This window comes from Planosporangium flavigriseum, assembly GCF_011947225.1.
GTDB classification, from domain to species: Bacteria; Actinomycetota; Actinomycetes; order Mycobacteriales; family Micromonosporaceae; genus Planosporangium; species Planosporangium flavigriseum.
On the sequence record NZ_JAATVW010000016.1, the window covers coordinates 115,485 to 135,902 of the forward strand.

Below are 20,418 nucleotides of genomic sequence, written 5' to 3' on the forward strand. Positions count from 1 at the left end.
TTCGTCATGCCCGAAACCCCAGCTGAAGCTGTCCCCAAGTTCGGGAAGAGACCCGAGGGAATCCCACCAGGCGGGTACGTCCTCGCCGCCGAGCCGTTGGAGCTCAACGCCGGCCGGGAGGCCGTCACGATCGAGGTCACCAACACCGGTGACCGCCCGATCCAGGTCGGCTCCCACTACCACTTCTTCGAGGTCAACCGGCTGCTCGCGTTCGACCGCGAGGCCGCGTTCGGCATGCGCCTCGACATTCCGGCGGCGACCTCCGTACGGTTCGAGCCCGGCGACCGGAAGACCGTCGGGCTGGTTCGGTACGCCGGCAGACAGCGGGTGTACGGCTTCAACGGCCTGGTGCAGGGCTGGACGGGTACCGGTCCGAAGCCCGGATACCAGCCCCACAAGCCCGAGGCCATCGCTCGGGCCGCGTTCCGTGGGTTCCTGATGATCCCGCGCGATCACGACGCCGAAAAGAGCGGCTGATGAACCGGATTTCACGACGGGAGTACGTGGGTCTGTACGGCCCGACGGTCGGCGACAAGATCCGGCTGGGGGACACCGATCTCTACGTCGAGATCGAGCAGGACCTGCGCACGCTGGGCGACGAGGCGCTGTTCGGCGGTACGAAGACCATCCGGGACGGTATGGGAGCGCACAACCAGATCACCTCGTCCGGAGGCGCCCTCGACCTGGTCATCACGAACGTGACCGTGGTCGACCCGGTCCTCGGGGTGGTCAAGGGCGATGTGGGGGTCAAGGACGGGCGGATCGCCGGGGTCGGCAAGGCCGGAAACCCGAGCACGATGGCGGGGGTCACGCCCGGCCTGGTGATCGGTACGGCGACGGACGCGATCTCCGGCGAGCATCAGATCCTCACCCCGGGCGGCATCGACAGCCATGTGCACTACATCTGCCCGCAGCAGGTCGAGCACGCGCTCAGCAACGGCATCACCACGTTCATCGGCGGTGGGATCGGGCCGACCGACGGCAGCAAGGCGACCACCGTCACCCCCGGCGTGTGGAACGCGGAGCTGATGCTGCGCGCGGTCGAGGGGTGGCCGGTCAACGTCGGTCTCCTCGGCAAGGGCAACTGCGCCGGCCGGGCGCCGCTGGAAGAGCAGCTTGAGGCAGGTGCCGCCGGCTTCAAGATTCATGAGGACTGGGGGTCCACCCCGGACGTGATCCGGGCCGCGCTCAGCGTCGCCGACGACTTCGACGTCCAGGTCGCGATCCACACCGACACGATCAACGAGAGCGGCTACGTCGAGGACTCCGTCGCCGCTTTCGAGGGCAGGACCATCCACACGTACCACACCGAGGGCTCCGGCGGTGGCCACGCCCCGGACATCATCAAGGTGGCCGGCGAGCTGAACGTGCTGCCCAGTTCGACCAACCCGACGCTGCCGTACGGCATCAACTCGCAGGCCGAGCTGTACGACATGATCATCGTCTGCCACAACCTGAACCCGGCCATCCCCTCGGACGTCGCGTTCACCGAGAGCCGGATCCGGGCCGAGACGATCGCAGCCGAGAACGTCCTGCAGGACATCGGCGCAATCTCGATCGTCAGCAGTGACGCGCAGGCCATGGGGCGCGTCGGGGAGAACTGGCTCCGCACGGTGCAGACGGCCGACACGATGAAGGGCGCGCGGGGCAAGCTCCCCGAAGACGCCGAGGGCAACGACAACTTCCGGGTACTGCGCTACGTGGCGAAGCTGACCATCAATCCGGCCATCACGCACGGCATCTCACACGTGCTCGGCTCGATCGAACCCGGCAAGATGGCCGACCTGGTGCTGTGGGACCCGGCGTTCTTCGGGGCCAAGCCCCGGCGGATCATCAAGGGTGGCCTGATCAACTGGTCGGTGATGGGTGACCCCAACGGGTCGCTGCCGACCCCGCAGCCGGTGAAGTACCGGCCGATGTTCGGCGCGTTCGGTGCGGCGCTGCCCGAAACCTGCGTGACGTTCGTGTCCCGGGCGGCGTACGACGCGGGCGTGGCCGAGCGCCTGCAGCTCCGCCGGCTGGTGATGCCGGTCTCCGGTACGCGTGGCCTGAGCAAGCGGTCCATGATCCGAAATGACTGCACGCCCGACATCGATGTCAACCCGGAGACCTACGCCGTCGTCGTCAACGGTGAGCACGCGACTGTGCCGGCGGCCCGGTCGATCTCACTCAACCAGCTCTACTTCTTCAGTTGATGCTTGTTCAATCCGTCATCGGCAACCTCGACGAACCAGTCCGGCTCAACGGGGTAAAGATCGACTACCTGGTGCTCGACCGCTGGGAGGCGCAGAAGAACCGGCTGCGCAAGGCGACCGAGGCCGGCACCGACGTCGCGGTCTCCCTGGACCGGGGCAGTCACCTGCGCGACGGCGACATCCTGTCCTGGGACCGCGACGCCGAGACTGCGATCGTCGCCCGGGTCGACCTCGGCGAGGTGATGGTGGTTGACCTTCCATGGGATGTAGGTACGGCCGTGCAGGTCGGCCACGCGCTGGGCAACCAGCACTGGCCGGTGGTGGTCAACGGAGCGCGAATCTACGTACCCGTCGCCGTAGACCGCGCAGCGATGGACTCGGTGCTGCGTACCCACGCGTTCAGCGGCGTGACGCATCAGTTCGTCCCGGCTGCCGAGGTCATCGCCGAGCTGTCGCCGTCCGAGGCCCGGTACCTCTTCGGCGGAGCCGAACATGATTCGCAGCGGCGGAGCCGAACATGATTGATTTTCTACGCGCGCTGCAGTTCGGCGACTCGATGTTTCCGGTCGGCGCGTTCTCCTTCTCCAACGGACTTGAGCCGGCGATCCAGGAACGGGTGGTCCGCGACCCGCCGACGCTCGCCGAGTTCGTCCGCACGGCGACGCGCCAGTCGGCGACCTGTGACGGCGTCGCCCTCATCGCGGCGCACCGGGGAATCCGCTGCGGCGATCGGGGCCGGGCCGAAACCGCCGACCGGGCGCTCTACGCCCGCAAACCGAACGAAGAGATGCGCGCCATGACCGTACGGATGGGGCGCAAGCTCGCGGACGCCGCAGCGCGGATCAGTGGGTCTATGAACGCGGCCGGGCCGGCGCTCGACTGGTGGCTGCGCGAGATCACCGAGGAGACCACGCCGGGGACCTACCCGGTCGGCCTCGGCCTGGTCTTCGCCGAGCTGGGGGTGGCGGAGCCGTACGCGTTCGCCGTGCACCAGCACGGCGTCGCACTCATGATGTTGAGCGCCGCGCTGCGCCTGATGCCGCTGCACCACCTCGACGGCCAGGCCATCCTGTACGCGGTCGACGAGGCTGTCGCCGACGACTACCGGTACGCGTCGGGGCTGACCCTCGCCGACATGTCGGCCTTCGCGCCGCAGTTGGATGTCCTGGCGGCCACTCACGTGAACGCATACGTGCGGATGTTCATGAACTAGGGGCCGGCATGAAGAAGATCAGCCGGATCGGCATTGGTGGTCCGGTGGGCAGCGGCAAGACGGCGGTCATCGAAGCGATGACGCCGCGACTGGTCGAGCAGGGTCTGAAGATTCTCGTTGTCACGAACGACGTGGTGACGACCGAGGACGCCAAGCACGTGCAGCGCGCCCTCCAGGGCGTCCTGGTGCGGGAGCGCATCGTCGGCGTGGAGACCGGTGCGTGCCCGCACACGGCCGTGCGGGAGGACCCGAGCATGAACCTGGCCGCGGTCGAGGACCTGGAGGCGCGCTTCCCCGATACCGATGTCATTCTGATCGAAAGCGGCGGCGACAACCTGACCCTCACGTTCAGCCCAGCGTTGGTCGACTTTTTCGTGTACGTCATCGACGTCGCCGCCGGCGACAAGATCCCGCGCAAGAACGGGCCGGGCATCACGAGGTCCGACGTCCTGGTGATCAACAAGATCGACCTTGCGCCGTACGTGGGCGCGAGCCTGGACGTCATGGCGAGCGACGCCGCGGACCTGCGGGGTGGGAAGCCGGTCGTCTTCACCAACTGCAAGACGGGGGAAGGCGTCGACGATCTGGTGGCGGTCATCGGCCGGGATGCGCTCTTCGACTTGGACCTGAGCACGTGACCTCGCTGCACGCCGCACCCGAACTGGCCGGCTACCACGACGAGCCGGCGCAGCTGCCCAGTGGGGCGCCGGGCAAGAACGGCCTGCTTCACCTTGGGTTCGCCCGCCGTGATGGGAGGACGGCACTGGTCGGGCTGCGGCGACGGACACCGCTACTCGTACACCAGGCCCTGTACTGGGACGAGGAGTTGCCCGACCTCGCGTGCGTCATCATCATCGACACGGCCGGTGGAATCGTGCAGGGCGACCGTTACGAGCTTGAGATCGAGGTGGCCGAGGGTGCCCGCGCCCACCTGACCACCCAGGCGGCCGCGAAGGTCCAGGAGATGGACGCGAACTACGCGTCGCAGAGCCAGCGCATCGTTCTCCGCGACGGCGCCTACCTCGAGTACGTCCCGGAGCCGATCATCCCGTACCGGCACAGCCGTTTCATCACCCACACCCACGTCTGCCTGCCGGAGAGCGCAACCCTCGTGTACGCGGAAATCCTGATGCCGGGCCGGAAACACCACGGGGAGCTCTTCCGCTACGACCTCTACTCATCTCGGTTGAGCGTGAGCCGGCCGGACGGGACGTTGCTCTTCGCGGAGAAGTTCCTGATCGAGCCGGCGCGCTCCACCCCCGCGCGGTGCGGGGTGCTGGGCGGCTTCCACGTCTTCGGCAACGTCCTGCTGCTCACCGCGCCTGAGCGAGCAGAGCGGGTGCTCGCGCAGGTCCCGGCGGTGGTGGACCGCACGGAAGGGTGGGCTGCGGGCGCGAGCAGGCTGCCGAACGATGCCGGGATCAGCTACCGGATCCTCGGAATGGAGTCCGAGCCCGTACGGGCAATGGTGCGCGACTTCTGGTCGGTCGCCCGGGTCGCGGTCGCCGGCCATCCGGTGCCGGCACGGTTCGCGTGGCGATGATCAGGAGGCACCGAACGCAATGAATATTCAAGAGTCATGGCACCGGGAGGCGTGGCGCCGCGCGGCCGACCGCGATCCGCTGGTTCGCTTCGTCGACGTGAACCTGCGTGGCGCGTCCCAGGTCTTCCTCCAGAACAACCCGCTGACCGGATTGATCATTCTGGTCGCCGTCTGCTGGGGAGCGATCAGCGGGCGGATCCCGCACGTGGCCATCGGTGCGGTCGTGGGGCTCGTGGTGGGCACGGTCACCGCGATGCTGCTCAAAGTACCGAGAACACCGCTCCGTGACGGGCTGTACGGATTCAACCCGCTGCTTACCGGCCTCGCGGTCGCGCTCTTCCTGCGCCCCAGCCCGCTCATGTGGCTCTACCTCGTGATCGGCGCCGCCGCGACGACCGTGGTGACCCTGGCGATCGGGGACGTGCTCAAGACCTGGGACGTTCCGCCGCTCACGTTCCCCTTTGTCCTGACGACCTGGTTCCTGCTGCTCGGCGCCTACCAGTTCGCCAGGATCCGGAGCGGCAACCTCGGTCCGCCATCGTTGCCGCACCCCGTCGACCCCAGAGCGGCCCAGGTACACGTCACCGGGGCGTTCCTGACGCCCAGCATGCTCCGGGACGTCTCGGAGGTGTTCCTGCTCGCCAACTGGGTGACCGGTGCTCTCATCCTGATCGCGCTGGCGGTCAACTCGCTCTGGGCGGCGGGCTTCGCCGTCGGGGGTGCCGTGGTGAGCACGCTGGTCGCGCTGTGGTTCGGCGCGAGCGGCAAGGCGATCTCCACCGGACTGTACGGGTTCAGCGCGGTGCTCACGGCCGTCGCGCTGGGCTGCGTCTTCTACCGACCGTCCTGGCGGGTGGTCCCGTACGCGCTGCTCGGCGTCGTCTTCACCGTCATCGTCCAGGCGGCCTTGAACACGGCTCTGGCACCGGTCGGCGTCGCCGCCCTCACCGCGCCGTTCGTGTTCGCGACCTGGCTCTTCCTCCTGCCCAAACGGGGCCTTACCCCCACGAGGCACCGCGAACTTCCGGAGCACGACGTCGTCGGCAGCGGGGCCGGCAAGGCCCGTTAGGTCGCCGGTCCTGTTAGCCCCTCCGATTGCCGCATGCGCCGGCGGGGTATGACAACCTCGCCCTCGCCGACCACCGGCGGATGTCGATTTCACTCACCTACGCCGACAGCCCGGATACCACCACGCCGCTGCTGGCCGCCCTGCGCGATCTGGCCGAGGCCGCGGGCGATGCTTGCCGGTGTGACTTGCGCGGCCACTTGGCCGGCGATCACAAGGTGCGCCCCGTAGACCGTGGTGCGCCTTAGTCGTCGCCGGGCGGCTCAACGCCGCCTGCCCGCAAGACCTGCCGTACTCGCTCTTTGGTGTAGCCCGTCCTGCGCTGGATCTCCACCGGCCGCATGCCGTTGTGCGCTGCCTCCACCATCGCCGCGTGCAACTCGCCCCGCGCGGCGTCCGCCTGCTCACGCGCCGCATCGACGCGACGCTTGGCAGCCCGCTGTGCCGCATCGATGCCGGATGCGGCCCGTCGGTACTTGCGGACGGCGGCGTCAAGGTCCAGACCTTAACCTCCGCCAAGACGACGAACGACCCTACGGCAAATCGACAGCGTCGGCGAAAGTTTGGAGGTCACGATCCGGGTGGCGGCTCGCCCTCCGGGGGCGTCCGAGCTGCGGCGATGAGGGCCTGCAGGGCGCTCACGTGCGCGTCGAATGCGGCCCGCCCCTGGCGGGTCAACCGCAGATCGGTGGTCCGGCGCCGACCGGTGTTGGTTTTGCGGATCGTGACGTAGGCGGCCTGCTCGAGGGTCGACAGGTGCTTGGACAGGGCGGAGTCGCTGAGGCCCACGCTGTCGCGGATGAAGCCGAACTCCGCCCAGTCGGCGGCGGCCAGCAGGGCCATGATCGACAGTCGGGGCTGCGGATGGATGACCTCGTCGAAGCCGGGGTACACGCCGCTCATCCTCGGCCGACGCGCAGCCGGGCGCGGGTGATGCGCTGGATGCATACAGCGAGGGCGACGAAGGTCAGCGCCATGGCGGCGCCCGCGATCGTGTTGGGTCGGGGAGCGTGAGCGAGTCGGGCCGCTATGAGGACCCCGATGTCGACGACCAGCAGCACACCGATCGCGCCAGCCGCTACCAGCCATACTCCCGGGATCCGCGCTCGCGACCGCACCCTCCTCGACCGTTCCAGGCCCGTGTTGGTCGCGATGAAGAGAACCAGGCCGGCGGCCATGATCGACGCCGAGGTGCTGAAGTCCTGGCTGGCCCCGATCGCCCACAGCCCCGCAGCGGTGCCGACGAGGTACCACCAGGGCAGAGGGGCGGCGTTCGCCGCGTCTACCTGCCGGCGGCGCGCGGCGATGTCTTCCAGCGCCCGGCGCGCGTCTTCGGTATCGGTGCTGCCCACGGTGGTCCCTCTCGTCGCTACGACTTTCCTTAGAGGAAAGTAGACGACGTCTTTCCGAGTTGGCAAGTCGTAATCCAGGTGGATTCTGCGGTGGGTGGACTCCGCGGCCGCGTTTCCCGACCACTTCCAGGCCTTCGTCACCATCGCCTGCGCCCTGATCTGCTACCGCCGACTCATCAAGGTCACCAAATGAGACACGGTCTTATGTGGCCTGTGGTGGTTAGGGCGTCTCCTCCACGAGGTGGGTGAGCGCGTCTGCGAACCGCCAGCAGTCGTGGTACGTCGAGTAGAGCGGCGTCGGCGCGGCTCGCAGAATGTTCGGCTCCCGGGCGTCGGTGATCACTCCGTGTTCGTGGCGCAGGCGCTTGGCGAGTGCGCCAGCGCTGCCGCTGTCGAGGCGCAGCGACAGTTGGCAGCCCCGCCGACGCGGGTCACGTGGGGTGATCACGGTGATCGGCCGGCCCGCGGTGACCAGGTCGAGCAGGCGTTCCAGGTAGCCGGTGAGGCGCTCGCTACGGGCCCGCAGCGCGGGCATGCCGACCTGAGCGAAGATTCCCAGCGAGGTACGGATCGGAGCCATCGCGTAGGTCGGCGGGGTGGACAGCTGCCACGCGTCCGCCCGGGCGAGCGGCCGGTGGACCGGGGTCATCTCGAAACGGGTCGCCGGGTCATTGCCCCACCAGCCCTCGAAGCGCTGGATGGTCGGGTCGTCGAGGTGGCGGGAGTGGACGAACGCGCCGGCAATCGCTCCCGGGCCGGAGTTCAGGTACTTGTAGTTACACCAGGCCGCGAAGTTGACGCCCCAGTCATGGAGGCGCAGCGGCACGTTGCCGGCGGCGTGGGCGAGGTCCCAGCCGACCATCGCGCCGGCGGCCCGGCCGGCTTCGGTGATCGCCGGGATGTCCATCAGCTCGCCGGTGAGGTAGTTGACGCCGCCCAACAGGACGAGGGCGACCCGGTCACCCTCGCGAGCGAGGTAGTCGACGATGTCCTCGGTGCGCAACGTGTCCTCGCCGGGGCGCGGGCGGAGCCGTACCACCGCTTCGTCCGGGTCCAGGCCGTGGAAACGGGCCTGGCTGCGTACCGCGTAGCTGTCCGACGGGAACGCGGTGTCCTCGATGACGATCCGGTTCCGCTCACCCCGCGGCCGGTAGAACGACACCAACAGCAAATGGAGGTTGACCGTCAGGGTGTTCATCACGACGACCTCCTCCGGCAGGGCACCGACCAGTCGCGCCGTGTTCTCGGTCAGCAGCTCCGGGTAGGACACCCACGGTCGGCGGGCCTCGAAGTGCCCCTCGACGCCGAGCCGGGCCCATTCGGCCAGGTCTTCGAGGAGGTCGGGCCCGGTGGCTTTCGGCTGCAGGCCCAGGGAGTTTCCGGCGAGGTAGGCGACCTCGGCGTACCGGCCGCCGTCGGCCGGGGGGACGTGGAAGAGGTCGCGGTGGCCGGGGTCGGCAGCGTCGCGCCGCCGAGCGCCCTCCTCGGTCAGGTCATCCGCCGTGAAAGCTTCCACCATGTGATCTTGCACCGGGAAAGCGTCTTCGGTGAAGCCGTTCTCGTCGACGCTCATCGAACGCACTCCGCTCACATGAAGGTCCGGGCGGACCAGAGCTCAGGGAAGACCACGCGGGACATGCTGCGTTGAAGCCAGGCGGCGCCGGCGGAGCCACCGCTGCCGGCCTTGGCGCCCATGGTCCGCTGTACCGCCCTGAGATGCTGGTAGCGCCAGTCGCCGAACCGCTCGGCGATCTCGGTCAGCGCCTCTCCGAGCATCCGCAGGTGGTTGTCGCAGGTGTCGGACCGGTAGATCTCGACCCAGGCCGCCTCCACCGCCGGGTGCGGTTCGTGCTCCGTACCGAGGTGTCGGTTGAGCAGGTCGCGGGGGATGTCGAAGCCCCGCCGGGCGAGCAGCGCGATCACGTCGTCCCACAGGCTCGGCGCGTGCAGCGCGTCCACCAGCGCGGCGTACACCTCGGTCTGCCGGCGGAAGGGGCGGATGAGCGAGGCGTTCCGCAGGCCCAGCCGGAACTCGAGCTGCCGGTACATGGCCGACTGGAAGCCCGAGCCCTCGCCGAGCTGGTCGCGGAAGCGGTTGAAATCCGCCGGCGTCATCCAGCGCAGACTGCGCCAGGCCGCGTTGAGCCCTTCCAGGTGCAGGGCGGCGCGGCGCAGCGGACGGAGCGCCTCCCACCCGGCGTCGGCGTGCAGCAGCTTCTGCGCCTCGCGCAGTTCGAAGCAGGTCAGTCCGAAGTAGAGCTCCATGATCTGGCTGATCATGAGAAACGACATCTCGCCGGCGTCCGTACTCAGCGGTTGCTGTAGCGCGTGCAGCACGCTGGCGCGCACGTACGCGTCGTAGGGCAGCGGGTCGGTGAATTCCAGGGTCGGCTCGCCGGCGTTGGCGGCCGCCTTGGCGGCGCGCTCCGCAGCCGTCGAGGGGCACACCATCATGCCGTAATGGTCCCTCGACAAGGGTGGATCGTGGAATGCGAAACCAAAGGTGATTTACGGTGGTGCCGACAAGCTCGCAATCAGAGTCGGTGGATGGCTTAACGAACTGAAGGTGTCCGTGGACGATATGGATTGGGCGCTCCTGCGCGAGCTGCAGGTCGACGCGCGGCTGTCCTTCAGCGAACTGTCCCGCCGGGTGCACCTGTCGCCGCCCGCCGTCGCGGAGCGGGTACGGCGACTTGAGGAGGCCGGCATCATCGCCGGCTACCACGCTCACGTGGACTTGGCGAAGACCGGTTGGACGGTCGTCGCGATCATCCGGATGTCCTGTTACGGGCCGCGGTGCATCCTGCGTGACCCGAGCGTGGAGGGCTGGCCGGAGATCCTGGAGATCCACCGGATCACCGGCGACGCCTGTTGCATCCTGAAGGTCGCCGCCGCTTCAATGGGCGCTTTCGAACAGGTCATCGACCGGCTCGCCCCGTACGGTCAGCCGTCGAGCACGATGGTGCTCTCCACCCCGCTCGACTGGCATCCCGTCCCCCCGCCGACAGGGAGTTGACGGTCAGGGCCGGTCGTTGGGGCACTTGTCGATGCCGTGGTTGTGGTGCCAGCAGCCCCCGGCGGGCGCGGTGACCAAGCGGGCGGGCGCCTCGGCGTTGCCGGTCAGGTCGTTGTCGTGCACCCACCCCGATTCGCAGGTGCCGGTCTCGGTGATCTGCAGGCCGTGGGTCTGGGTCTGGTTCGGCTGGCTGTCCCAGACCCGATTGTTGTGGATCGTGGGGCGGTAGGTGGCGGCGGCCAGCGTGATGCCGGCCCTGATTTCGGGGGCGTCGGGTATGTGGTACGGCGTGCCCGGCAGTGGGGTACCGCCCGTCCACGCGGTGAGCGCGCCGGGGCGGTGGGGTGCGAGCACGAGTTTCGTCGCGCTGTTGCCCATGACGATGACCATCTGCCCACCGGCGGTCATCCATTTGCCGCGGTGTCCGTCCGGTCTCCAGTTCGCCGCGGTATCGGTCAGGGAACGTTCGGTGTAGGAGACGGTTTCCCCGCCGCCGGAGTATCCGGGTTCGGCCCGCCGGCCGTTGTTGCGGACCCGGTTTCCGGCCAGAGCTAGGTCGGCCAGCGACGAGTCGACGTAGACGCCCTCGAGGGCGTTGTCCCAGAACTCATTGACATCAATGATCATGTCGGTGGCGGAGACCTGCGCGCCGCCGGCGAGGTTGTGCTGCCAGTAGCCGTAGCGGCCGTTGCGGCTGATGCGGTTGCCCTGGAACGTGTACGGGCCGGGAGTGTTGCCGATCGCGATCCCGTCCCAGACGTTGTCCTCGATGACGCAGTCGGTCACGACGCCGCCCCGCCCGGCGATGTGGGTGGTGCCCAGGGACGAGACGTCGTAGCCCGCCTGGTGGTTGGCCATCATGGTGCAGCCGGTGACGATCATGCCGTCGGCGCCCCAGTCGGAGATGCCGAACCGGTTGCCTTCGGAGTGGCAGCCGATGATGCGGATACCGCGGGGCGGTACCCACTCCTGTTCCTGCAGTTCGAGGAAGATGCCGTTGGTGCCGTTTCGGGTGGTGGTGCAGGAAGTGATGCTCAACCGCTCGGTGGCGCCCCAGCCCCCGACGCCGATGCCGATGCCGGCGCCGCCCATCCACTCGCCGTTCTCCAGCCGCCCGCAGTGCGCGATCAGCAGGTTGTCCACGAACGTGTTCTGGAGGAAGTCGCAGCCGAAGCCGCTGGCCGGAGTGTCGTGAATGTACAGGTCGTAGAAGCGGCCCCGCAGCACGTACTGCAGGCCCAGCCCCTTGGCGCGCACGTCGTACTCGGGCAGCCACACGTCCGAGCCGTCGATCTCGAAGTGGGCGAAGGTGCAGTCGGCTATGAAATTGTCCCGGCTGGCGCCGTGCTCAGAGTTCCTGAAGTGCGCCAACGGCGTCGGGCAGGTCCGCTCTCCCGGGTTGGCCAGGGCGAACCGGGTGGCGGCCGGGCCGTCGCCGACGAGGGAGACGCCGCTTCGCCAGACGGTGTCCCTGTCCCGGATCGAATACACCCCGGACGGGCAGTAGATCGTACGGGGCTGGCCGTCGGCCGCGTACGCCGCTCCGAGCTTGTCGACCAGCGCCTGTAGCGCCGGCTGATCATTCGTGGTCCGGTCACCCGCGAGCCCGTGATCGCGGGCGTCATAGACGAACCGGTTTTCGGTCCTGGTGATGGTATGGGTGTCCGGGCGCATCTGACTCTCCTTCGCCTCCCATGGCCGATTTCCCGGTTCACGCGGAGAAAACGCAGAGCAGGTACCTCGTCCCGAAACGGAGACGTGAGCGGTGCAGAAATGCACGACGCGAAACTATTCATGTGATGCCCATTACTACCGAATCAGGCGGCAACAGGGCGTGAAGTCTGCGAAGGAGTGCGTCATGTTCCGTCTACTACGGCGAGTGCGGCTGCGTAGCCGCCTTCTTGGCGCCTTCGGTGCGCTGTGCGTTCTGCTTGCGGGCTTGACCTGGCTGAGCATCCATCAGGCCGGCCAGCAGCACCAGATCACTGATCAGGTTGGCCGCCTCGCGGTCCTCAACCGCACGGTGATGCAGCTGAAGTTCCGCGACGCGGACGTGAGTGGCTGGCAGGTCGCGTACGCCGGGGACGTCGCCTCGATGGGTGGGCGGGCGGCTACGGCCGACGAATCGCCCAACCGCAAGGGCTTCTTCGACTCGGCCGCTGCGCTGGACAAGGAACTGGCGGCGGTTCCGGTCCGCGACCTCACGAAGTCGGAAGCCGCGCTGTACGCGACGATCAAGGAAAATCTGGTCGGCTTCCTCGAGTTCGACAAGCAGATCGTCGCGCTCTACCGCCAGGAGAACCCAGCGGCCTACAAGCAGGCCGGCGAACTGATCGTTGGCCCCGGCTATGACAAGTACTTCAAGGTCCTCGACGCGACGGTCAAGCTGACCGAGTCGGTGGCCAAGCGCAGCGACGCCGCCCAGGCTCGGGCGACCAGCATGGCCGTACAGTCGCGCACCATCATGATCGCTGGTTGCGCGCTGGCGCTGCTGCTGGCTCTGGTGCTGGCGCTGGTCATCACCGCGAGCGTGGTGGAGCCGGTCCGGCAGGTTGCCGACGGCCTGCGCCGGCTGGGTGACCGGGATCTGTCGACGGCCCTGGACGACTCCGGCGCCGACGAGGTGGCCGAGATGGCGAACGCGTTCAACAACGCCACCGCCGCGATGCGGGAAGCCTTGACCGGGGTGGGGGAGCGGGCCGCCGCGCTGACCGACGCCTCCGGTGAGCTTTCCACCGTCTCCGGTCGCATGGACGCGCAGGCCACCACGGCCAGCGACCAGGCCAGCATGGCCGCCAGCGCGGCCGAGCAGGTGTCCGGTCAGGTCAGTACGGTGGCGTCGGCCGCCGAGGAGATGACGGTGTCGATCGAGGAGATCGCCCGCAGTACGGCGACCGCGGTCTCCGTGGCCGCGAGCGCGGTGAACAGTGCCGAGGCGACCAAGGGCGCGGTGGACGAGTTGAGCGCGGCGAGCCTGGAGATCGGGCAGATCGTCAAGACGATCACCTCGATCGCCGAGCAGACCAACCTGCTCGCCCTCAACGCCACGATCGAGGCCGCCCGGGCCGGCGACGCCGGCAAGGGGTTCGCGGTCGTCGCCAGCGAGGTCAAGGACCTGGCGCAGGAGACCGCACGGGCCTCGGAGGACATCATCGGCAAGATCGACGCGATTCAGGTGACGACCCAGCGGGCCGGTGAGGCGATCGGTCAGATCACCGAGGTGGTCAGCCGGATCGCGGAGATCCAGCAGACGGTCGCGGCGGCGGTGGAGGAGCAGTCGGCAACCACGGGCGAGATCAACCGTAACGTCAGCGAACTGGCCACCGGCTCCCAGCAGATCGCCGACAACATCGTCGGAGTGGCGGGCACGGCGCAGGCGACCAGCAGCGATGCGGCTGCCACCCAGAAGGCCGCGGCGGACCTGGCCGCGATGGCCACCACGCTGCAGCAGTTGGTCAGTTCGTTCCGGTACTAGAGGACCTGGTTTTGAGCCCAGGGTCGGGGATCAGCCGTCGCGGCTGGTCCCCGACCCCTTTCCGGCCCGGACTTCATGCTCATCCGGCTCCCGTTCCCCGACGGGCTCCTCGATCGGCCGGAAGAAGCCACGGACGGGCGGAACGATCCCGCCGACCTGGTTGATCCGCTTGGGGACCGTCCATCCGCCGTACTCCAATTCGCCGTGCCCGTGCTCGTCGGTCGGCCCGAGCGGCTGGTGCACCTCGACGAACCGCCCCGACGGCAGGCGCTTCATGATGCCGGTCTCCATGCCGTGGACGAGGACCTCCCGGTCGTGCTGTTGCAACGCGAGGCACACGCGGTGGGTGACGTAGTAGGCCAGTGGTGGCAGGAGCAGGAGGCCGATCCGGCCGGCCACGACGATGGCGTTCAGGCTGACGTGGAACTTGTACGCGATCACATCGTTCGCCGCCGACAGCGCCAGTACCAGGTAGAAGGCCAGCGCCATCGCACCCAGTGCGGTACGTGTGGGCACGTCGCGGGGCCGCTGCAGCAGGTGGTGCGGCCGGTCGCCGGAGATCCGCCGCCGCTGCTCCACCCACGGGTACGCGAGGGCGAGCATGGTGAGCACGCCCGGCAGGACGACGCCGGCCCAGAAGGCCGGGGGCACGGTGTACCGGAAGAGCCGGAGCTCCCACGGCGGGAGGAGGCGCAGCGCTCCGTCGAGGAACCACACGTACCAGTCCGGTTGGGTGGCGGCCGAGACCACCGCGGCCTGGTATGGGCCGAAGATCCAGATGGGGTTGATCTGGAAGAGCCCGCCGAGCAGGGCCACGATGGCGAACACCAGCATGAAGAAGCCACTGCTCCGGCCGGCGAAGCCCGGCACCATGCGTACGCCCACCACGTTGTGTTCGGTACGACCCGGCCCCGGCCACTGGGTGTGCTTCTGCCGGACCACTATCCCGAGATGGACCGCCACCAGGGTCAGCAGTAGACCGGGGACGAGCAGGACGTGGACGATGTACAGCCGCGGCAGGATCTCGGTGCCGGGGAACTCGCCACCGAAGAGGCTGGTCGCGACCCATGTTCCGACGACCGGGATGGACAGGATGATCGCGTGCGCGATCCGCAGGCCGGTGCCGGAGAGCGCGTCGTCGGGCAGCGAGTATCCGGCGAACCCCTCCACGAAGCCGAGCCAGAACAACAGGAGTCCGATCACCCAATTGATCTCGCGGGGCCGGCGGAACGCGCCGGTGAAGAAGATCCGCAGCATGTGCGCGACGATCCCGGCCAGGAACAGCAGGGACGCCCAGTGGTGCATCTGCCGGATGATGAGCCCGCCGCGTACGTCGAACGAGATGTTCAGGGTCGTCTCGAACGCGCGCGTCATGGGCACCCCACGTAGCGGGACGTAGCTGCCGCGGTAGACGACGTCGCGCTGGGTGGGTTCGTAGAAAAGAGCGAGGAACGTCCCGGTGAGGATCAGGATCACCAGCGAGTAGAGCGCGATCTCGCCGAGCAGGAACGACCAATGGTCCGGAAAGACCTTGTTCATGGCCGCCCGCAGGGGGCGGGCCAGGCCGAGCCGGTTGTCGAGCGAACGCGTTGACCGCGCCACCCGGGCACCACGTGTGTCACCGCGCTTGCGTCGTTTCGTCATCGCGACACCTCCGGCAAGCAGGCCCGGTCAGCTACCCCCTGGCGCGGATCTGACGCTCCGGGCCTTTACCGAACTTCTGGACCCGCTGTTCTGGCCGGTCTATCCGCAGGTGATCTCGGCGTCGTTCGGGTGCAGGGCGGTGAGTCGGTCGAGCGCCGGTAGCGCCGCTGCGAGGGCTGCGCGCTCGTCGGCCGAGAGGTGGCCGGTCAGCTTCGCCAGGCTCTGGGCCCGGTCGTCGCGTCTTTGGCGTACCAGGTTCCTGCCCGCGGGGGTCAGGTGGACCAGGACCACCCGGGCGTCGTCGGGGCTCTTGCGGCGTTCGAGGTATCCGTCGCGCTCCAGGTGGGACACCATCTGGGTCATCGCGGGCTGGGTGACGCCTTCGACGGCGGCGAGATCGGAGAGCCGGTACGGTCCGGACCGCTCCAGCGTGCGCAGCGTAGAGACGGCGGTCGGTGAAAACCCCTGAGCCGGTATCAGTCGCCGTACCAGCGACACGACGCGCTCCAAGCTGAGCGCGAGCGCCGTGGGGTCAAGCTGGTCAGCGTTCTTCACCGGGCTCCTTTGCTGTTCGCGGCCGGGTAACCCAATCAAACACGGATAACTGCACAAAGGGAACTAAACATCCATATACCGCGAACTTGTGGTCGCTTGGTCGGCGCGGACGGGCCGGAAAGATCGTCTCCCCGGCCCGTCCGGGCATTCAGACGGTGAACTGCGAGACCACCTGCTGCAGTTCGTTGGCCATCCGGGCGACCTCGTTGGCGGCCTGGCGGGACTCGGTCACCCCGCCGCTGGTGACCTGCGCGGCGGTCGCGACGCCGGTGATGTTGTCGGCGATCTGGGTCGAGCCGGTGGCGGCTTCGCTGACGCTGCGGCTGATCTCGCTCGTGGTTGAGGTCTGCTCCTCGACCGCGGACGCGATCGTGGTCGAGTAGCCGTTGATCCGCTCGATCACCTCGGCGATCTCGCCGATGGCCTGTGCGGCGGCCGCCGTGTCGGCCTGGATGGCCTCGACCCGCTGCGAGATGTCACCGGTGGCCCGCGCTGTCTCCTGGGCGAGGTCCTTGACCTCGCTGGCGACGACGGCGAAGCCCTTGCCGGCGTCGCCGGCGCGGGCGGCTTCGATGGTGGCGTTGAGGGCGAGCAGGTTGGTCTGCTCGGCGATCGAGGTGATCAGCTTGATCACGTCGCCGATCTCGGCGCTGGACGTGGCGAGCTTGGAGACGGTGCCGTTGACGTTCTTGGCCACGGTGACGGCCTCGGTCGCGACCTGCGCGGCCTCGCTGGCGTTGGTGGCGATCTCGCGGATGGAGGCGGTCATCTGTTCGGTGCCGGCCGCGACGGTCTGCACGTTGCGGGAGACCTGTTCGGCCGCGGCGGAGACGGTCTCCGCCTGCGCGTTGGTCTCGTCGGCCGACGCCGCGATCTGGTCGCTGACTCCGGACAGCTGCTCGGAGGCGCCTGCCAGGGCGTGGCTGCTGCCAGCGACCACGCCGAGCGACTGGCGAAGTCGGCCGGTGGCCTCGTCGAGGTCGGCGGCCATCCGGCCGATCTCGTCCTTGCCGGATACGTCTGCGGACCGGGTCAGGTCGCCGTTGCCGAGCGCGCGCACCGCGCCGGCGACCTTCGTAACCGCCTTCACGACGATGCGGGCGAGGTACAGGCCGATCAACAGCGCCACGATCAGGCCGATCACCAGGAACGCGACCAGGTTCAGGCGGGCCGAGGAGTAGCTGTTCTGCGACGCCTCGTTCGACGCGGCACCGCCCTCCCTCTCGATGCGCATCAGGTTCTCCAGCGCCGCATTGATCTTGTCCACTGAGGGCTGGGCGTCCTGGTCCCGCGCGCGGAGGAACGCCACATTGTCGTGCGCCCGGGCGGCCGGGATCATCTTTTCGTCACGGACCTTCCGGTAACCGGCCATGCCCTCGCGCAGTGCCGCCACGTCGGCCTCGCGCCCGGTCATGTCCGCCGCGGTGTAGTCCGCGAACGCCTTGTCCTGTGCTGCCTCCAGAGGCGGGATCTTGGCCAGGTAGCTCTCGGTCTTCTGTGGGTCGGTGGTGACCGCCGCATTCAGCACAGCGATCCGAGCGTTGAGGAAGTTGCTCCGTACCCCCGCGAGATTGGCGATCGGGACCAGGTTCTGCGCGTACATCTCGTCGGATTTGGTCTGCATCGACGACATGCCGAGCATGCCGGTGACGCCGACGCCGGCGGACACGAGCGCGCCGATCACGATCACCAGTACGAACTTCATCCTCATCGGCCGGTTCGATATCCAGCCGGCCACGCCCTTCGCAGAACGCTTCCCACCGGGTGAGGAAGCCGTCTCCTGCCCTGCCTGTGCCATTTGCCTGCCCATGCCTTCTCTCTCGCCCGGGCGTCCTCGCCCAGGCCGACGGGTACCTATCGGCCGGGTGGTGACATACATAAGAAACGAATGTGAGTGATGAGGGCGATATGCAGCCGCCTACGGCGCGGTACTCGGGCGGGTACCGAAGGGCAGGTGAGAGGGCCGGCTAGGAGCGCGGCGCGTACTTAGCCGTGTCGGTCGCGGGGAAGCTCATCGGAGACGCTAAGGGTGGGCAGGCTCTGGCCGAATGGGAAGGGGCAATCCTCGCAGCGGAGGAGTGCGTGCGGCTTAGGGTGAATAGGAAGAGTCGATGGCGGGTAAGCCCAGAATTCTCTGTCTGGATGATGAGTCGCACGTTCTGGACGCGCTCCGTCGACAGCTGCGCTCCGAGTACAACGTCCTGACGACGACGCATCCGCAGGAAGCGCTCGATTTGCTCGCCGCCGACAGGGACGGTTCGGTTGCGGTGATCCTTTCCGATCTGCGGATGCCGCGGATGACGGGCGTGAAGGTGCTGGAGCGAGCCCGGGAAATCTCTCCCGACACGACCCGGGTGCTGCTGACCGGAGACGCGGACCTTGACGGTGCCCTCGCGGCGATTAACCAGGGAAACGTCTTCCGGTTCATGCTCAAGCCCTGCCCTCCCCGGCACCTGAGGGCGACGATGGCTGCGGCTGTAGCGCAGCACCGGCTGATACGGGCTGAGCGGGATCTGCTCGAGGCTACGTTCAAGGGCTCTATCGACGCGCTCAGAGACGCACTGGAAATGGCGCAGCCCGTCCTCGTGAGCCGGGTGGCCCGGCTCCAGCGTCTTGTGGAGCGGCTGTGCCAGAAGCTGGGGGTCGCCGACGCCCTGCAGATCGTCATGGCCGCCCAGATGGGTGAGATCGGGGCCATCGCGCTGCCGTCCTCGGCGACCAGCGTACTGGCGGGTGGGACGCCCTCCAGCGATGCGGAAGCGGAGCTGTTGGCGAGCCTTCCCCACCGCGCCGACAGTGTGCTCGCGCGGATTCCGCGGCTGGAATCGGTACGCGAAATCGTCCGCCATCAACTGCCCACCGACCGTAACCCGATGTCGCCGTTGCGCCCGGACGCACCCGAGGGTGCTCGGCTGCTCCAGGCCGTGCGGGAGTACGACTCGCTCATTTGGCGCGAGATGTCCCCGGACCAGGCGATTGCGACCTTGTCGTCCCGGAAGATCCATGACCCGGATCTGCTGCGCGCGCTCGCTGAGATCGACGGGCTGCGCCTGCCGAATGAAGCGGTACGCGAAGTCGGGGTCGACGAGTTGGTCACCGGTGACGAACTGGCAAACGATGTGTACGGCGCCGACGGGATGCTGCTCGTGGCGCGGGGCCAAGTGATCACCGACGGGCTACTCGTGAAGCTCCGCAGCTGCGCGGCGACCACCGGTCTTCAGGGTCACATCCTCGTCATTCAGGTCGTCGGTTCGTAACGCGCGCCGGATGCCGGTTGTCGAGCGAGTCGCGGACCGAACGCTAGCACGTATGGCAAAAATGCGCCTTTTGCAACTTTATGTCCTTTTCTTAACTTATGGCCATTCGCCCCGATCCTGCTTGCTAGCAGGTGGTAGCGAGCTCGAGACGACCGTCGCTCACGCCTGAAGTACTGAACATGAAGATCAGCGACCGGGCCGGACGCGCCCGGGCGAGACGAAAGTACAGGTAAGGCGATGGACCAGACGGTCGAGTTTGAACGGCCCGAGCACGAGGGCGGCCGCACCGGGTATGGACGACCCGCTGGCCGGGGCAAGCGCAACGCGGTGACGGGTTGGTTCGCTGACCGGAAGGTCAACACCAAGATCCTGTTGGTCGTGGCGACGATGGCGATCGTCGCCATCGCGGTGGGCATCAGCGACATGACGTCGATGGGCAAGATGCGGGACGTGTCGGACGCCCTCTACAACCGGAGCGTCATGCAGACCGCCAACATGGGCGAGATCCGTCACGCGTACATGCAGATGCGGGTGGACGTGACCAACACGAGGAACGCCCAGCCCGGCAAGGCGTTCGAAGACGCGGCCGCCGCCGTGGCCGCCTCCGACAAGAAGGTCGACGAGGCGCTGACCAAGTACTCCTCGGGGTACATGGTCGGCCGGGAGCAGGCGTTCGGCCAGCTCAAGACCGATCTGACGAAGTACCGTCAGCTACGCGACGGCGAGTACTTCGGGGCCCTGCGCGCCGGCGACACCGAGACGGCGAACAAGCTGCGGACCACGACGTTCGCCGACATCAACAAGGCGCTCGCGGCAGACGTGGACGCCCTGGTCGCGATCGAAAAGCAGCGCGCCGACGACCGGTACCAGGAATCGGAGGCGGCGTACAGTTCCGCGCGCACCACGCTGATCACCGTGTTGGTGGTGGGTCTGCTGGTCGGCCTCGCGCTGGCCGTGTACGTGGCCAAGCTGATCGTCGGTTCGGTGCGCAAGGTGTCGTACGTCGCCGAGGGGCTCGCCGCCGGTGACCTGACCCGCTCGGCGAACGTGGACGCCCGGGACGAGCTGGGCCAGATGGCGCAGGCGCTCGACTCGGCGACCG

20 protein-coding genes are annotated in these 20,418 nt (G+C 68.0%); 12 read left to right on the forward strand and 8 right to left on the reverse strand.

What is annotated here, in order from left to right; all coding sequences use genetic code 11:
• The first annotated feature begins 6 nt into the window (after positions 1 to 6).
• From ureB to HC028_RS20685, 8 genes are all read left to right on the forward strand, one after another.
• A complete protein-coding gene (gene ureB / locus HC028_RS28850) occupies positions 7 to 477 on the forward strand; it encodes an urease subunit beta (RefSeq protein WP_168079026.1) in 471 nt (156 codons plus the stop codon).
• Complete coding sequence (locus tag HC028_RS20655) at positions 477 to 2,195, forward strand: urease subunit alpha (protein ID WP_168079027.1); 1,719 nt, start codon at positions 477 to 479, stop codon at positions 2,193 to 2,195. The genes ureB and HC028_RS20655 overlap by 1 nt, the downstream gene beginning before the upstream one ends.
• Positions 2,195 to 2,716, forward strand: a complete 522-nt coding sequence (locus HC028_RS20660; protein WP_168079056.1) for an urease accessory protein UreE — start codon at positions 2,195 to 2,197, stop codon at positions 2,714 to 2,716. The genes HC028_RS20655 and HC028_RS20660 overlap by 1 nt, the downstream gene beginning before the upstream one ends.
• Entirely contained in the window at positions 2,713 to 3,408 is a 696-nt protein-coding gene (locus tag HC028_RS20665; protein ID WP_168079028.1) for an urease accessory protein UreF, read from the forward strand. Before HC028_RS20660 ends, HC028_RS20665 begins: the two co-directional genes overlap by 4 nt.
• An 8-nt stretch (positions 3,409 to 3,416) precedes the next feature.
• Positions 3,417 to 4,046: an urease accessory protein UreG gene (gene ureG, locus HC028_RS20670; protein ID WP_168079029.1), complete on the forward strand. Its 630-nt coding sequence runs from the start codon at positions 3,417 to 3,419 to the stop codon at positions 4,044 to 4,046.
• The gene (locus HC028_RS20675) at positions 4,043 to 4,951 is read left to right on the forward strand and encodes an urease accessory protein UreD (protein WP_168079030.1); all 909 of its coding nucleotides are present in this window, start codon (positions 4,043 to 4,045) and stop codon (positions 4,949 to 4,951) included. The genes ureG and HC028_RS20675 overlap by 4 nt, the downstream gene beginning before the upstream one ends.
• A gap of 19 nt (positions 4,952 to 4,970) precedes the next feature.
• Positions 4,971 to 6,020, forward strand: a complete 1,050-nt coding sequence (gene yut / locus HC028_RS20680; RefSeq protein WP_168079031.1) for an urea transporter — start codon at positions 4,971 to 4,973, stop codon at positions 6,018 to 6,020.
• 80 nt (positions 6,021 to 6,100) lie between these two features.
• Positions 6,101 to 6,265: a hypothetical protein gene (locus tag HC028_RS20685; RefSeq protein WP_168078932.1), complete on the forward strand. Its 165-nt coding sequence runs from the start codon at positions 6,101 to 6,103 to the stop codon at positions 6,263 to 6,265.
• A 322-nt stretch (positions 6,266 to 6,587) separates the two neighbouring features.
• On the opposite strand, the gene HC028_RS20690 is transcribed toward HC028_RS20685, so the two are convergent.
• The 4 genes from HC028_RS20690 to HC028_RS20705 all read right to left on the reverse strand — a co-directional run bounded on the left by HC028_RS20690 (position 6,588) and on the right by HC028_RS20705 (position 9,823).
• Positions 6,588 to 6,911, reverse strand: a complete 324-nt coding sequence (locus HC028_RS20690; protein ID WP_239075507.1) for a winged helix-turn-helix domain-containing protein — start codon at positions 6,909 to 6,911, stop codon at positions 6,588 to 6,590.
• Positions 6,912 to 6,916: 5 nt separating this feature from the next.
• Positions 6,917 to 7,369: a hypothetical protein gene (locus HC028_RS20695; protein WP_168079033.1), complete on the reverse strand. Its 453-nt coding sequence runs from the start codon at positions 7,367 to 7,369 to the stop codon at positions 6,917 to 6,919.
• Between the two features lie 220 nt (positions 7,370 to 7,589).
• Positions 7,590 to 8,888: a kynureninase gene (kynU, locus tag HC028_RS20700; RefSeq protein ID WP_168079057.1), complete on the reverse strand. Its 1,299-nt coding sequence runs from the start codon at positions 8,886 to 8,888 to the stop codon at positions 7,590 to 7,592.
• A 68-nt stretch (positions 8,889 to 8,956) separates the two neighbouring features.
• Positions 8,957 to 9,823 (reverse strand): tryptophan 2,3-dioxygenase, encoded by an 867-nt coding sequence (locus tag HC028_RS20705; protein WP_168079058.1) that lies wholly within the window; start codon positions 9,821 to 9,823, stop codon positions 8,957 to 8,959.
• Between the two features lie 118 nt (positions 9,824 to 9,941).
• Here HC028_RS20705 and HC028_RS20710 point away from each other — a divergent pair, with 118 nt between their 5' ends.
• Positions 9,942 to 10,385 carry an Lrp/AsnC family transcriptional regulator gene (locus tag HC028_RS20710; protein ID WP_168079034.1) on the forward strand — a complete coding sequence of 148 codons (444 nt, stop codon included), beginning with the start codon at positions 9,942 to 9,944 and terminating at the stop codon, positions 10,383 to 10,385.
• A gap of 3 nt (positions 10,386 to 10,388) precedes the next feature.
• On the opposite strand, the gene HC028_RS20715 is transcribed toward HC028_RS20710, so the two are convergent.
• The gene (locus HC028_RS20715) at positions 10,389 to 12,059 is read right to left on the reverse strand and encodes a right-handed parallel beta-helix repeat-containing protein (RefSeq protein WP_168079035.1); all 1,671 of its coding nucleotides are present in this window, start codon (positions 12,057 to 12,059) and stop codon (positions 10,389 to 10,391) included.
• A 184-nt stretch (positions 12,060 to 12,243) separates the two neighbouring features.
• On the opposite strand from HC028_RS20715, the gene HC028_RS20720 reads away from it, so the two are divergent.
• Positions 12,244 to 13,860 (forward strand): methyl-accepting chemotaxis protein, encoded by a 1,617-nt coding sequence (locus tag HC028_RS20720; RefSeq protein ID WP_168079036.1) that lies wholly within the window; start codon positions 12,244 to 12,246, stop codon positions 13,858 to 13,860.
• Positions 13,861 to 13,890: 30 nt separating this feature from the next.
• Here the strand turns inward: HC028_RS20720 and qcrB are convergent, their stop codons facing one another.
• The 3 genes from qcrB to HC028_RS20735 all read right to left on the reverse strand — a co-directional run bounded on the left by qcrB (position 13,891) and on the right by HC028_RS20735 (position 17,770).
• Positions 13,891 to 15,504: a cytochrome bc1 complex cytochrome b subunit gene (gene qcrB / locus HC028_RS20725; protein WP_168079037.1), complete on the reverse strand. Its 1,614-nt coding sequence runs from the start codon at positions 15,502 to 15,504 to the stop codon at positions 13,891 to 13,893.
• A gap of 99 nt (positions 15,505 to 15,603) precedes the next feature.
• Positions 15,604 to 16,059, reverse strand: coding sequence for a MarR family winged helix-turn-helix transcriptional regulator (locus tag HC028_RS20730; protein ID WP_168079038.1), 456 nt, complete (start codon positions 16,057 to 16,059; stop codon positions 15,604 to 15,606).
• A gap of 148 nt (positions 16,060 to 16,207) precedes the next feature.
• Complete coding sequence (locus HC028_RS20735) at positions 16,208 to 17,770, reverse strand: methyl-accepting chemotaxis protein (protein WP_168079039.1); 1,563 nt, start codon at positions 17,768 to 17,770, stop codon at positions 16,208 to 16,210.
• A 400-nt stretch (positions 17,771 to 18,170) separates the two neighbouring features.
• Between HC028_RS20735 and HC028_RS20740 the strand changes: the two genes are divergently transcribed.
• Together HC028_RS20740 and HC028_RS20745 are read left to right on the forward strand one after the other, a co-directional pair.
• Positions 18,171 to 19,316: a response regulator gene (locus HC028_RS20740; protein ID WP_168079040.1), complete on the forward strand. Its 1,146-nt coding sequence runs from the start codon at positions 18,171 to 18,173 to the stop codon at positions 19,314 to 19,316.
• A 237-nt stretch (positions 19,317 to 19,553) separates the two neighbouring features.
• Positions 19,554 to 20,418, forward strand: an 865-nt coding sequence (locus tag HC028_RS20745; RefSeq protein ID WP_168079041.1) for an MCP four helix bundle domain-containing protein, incomplete at its 3' end; no start/stop codon positions are given.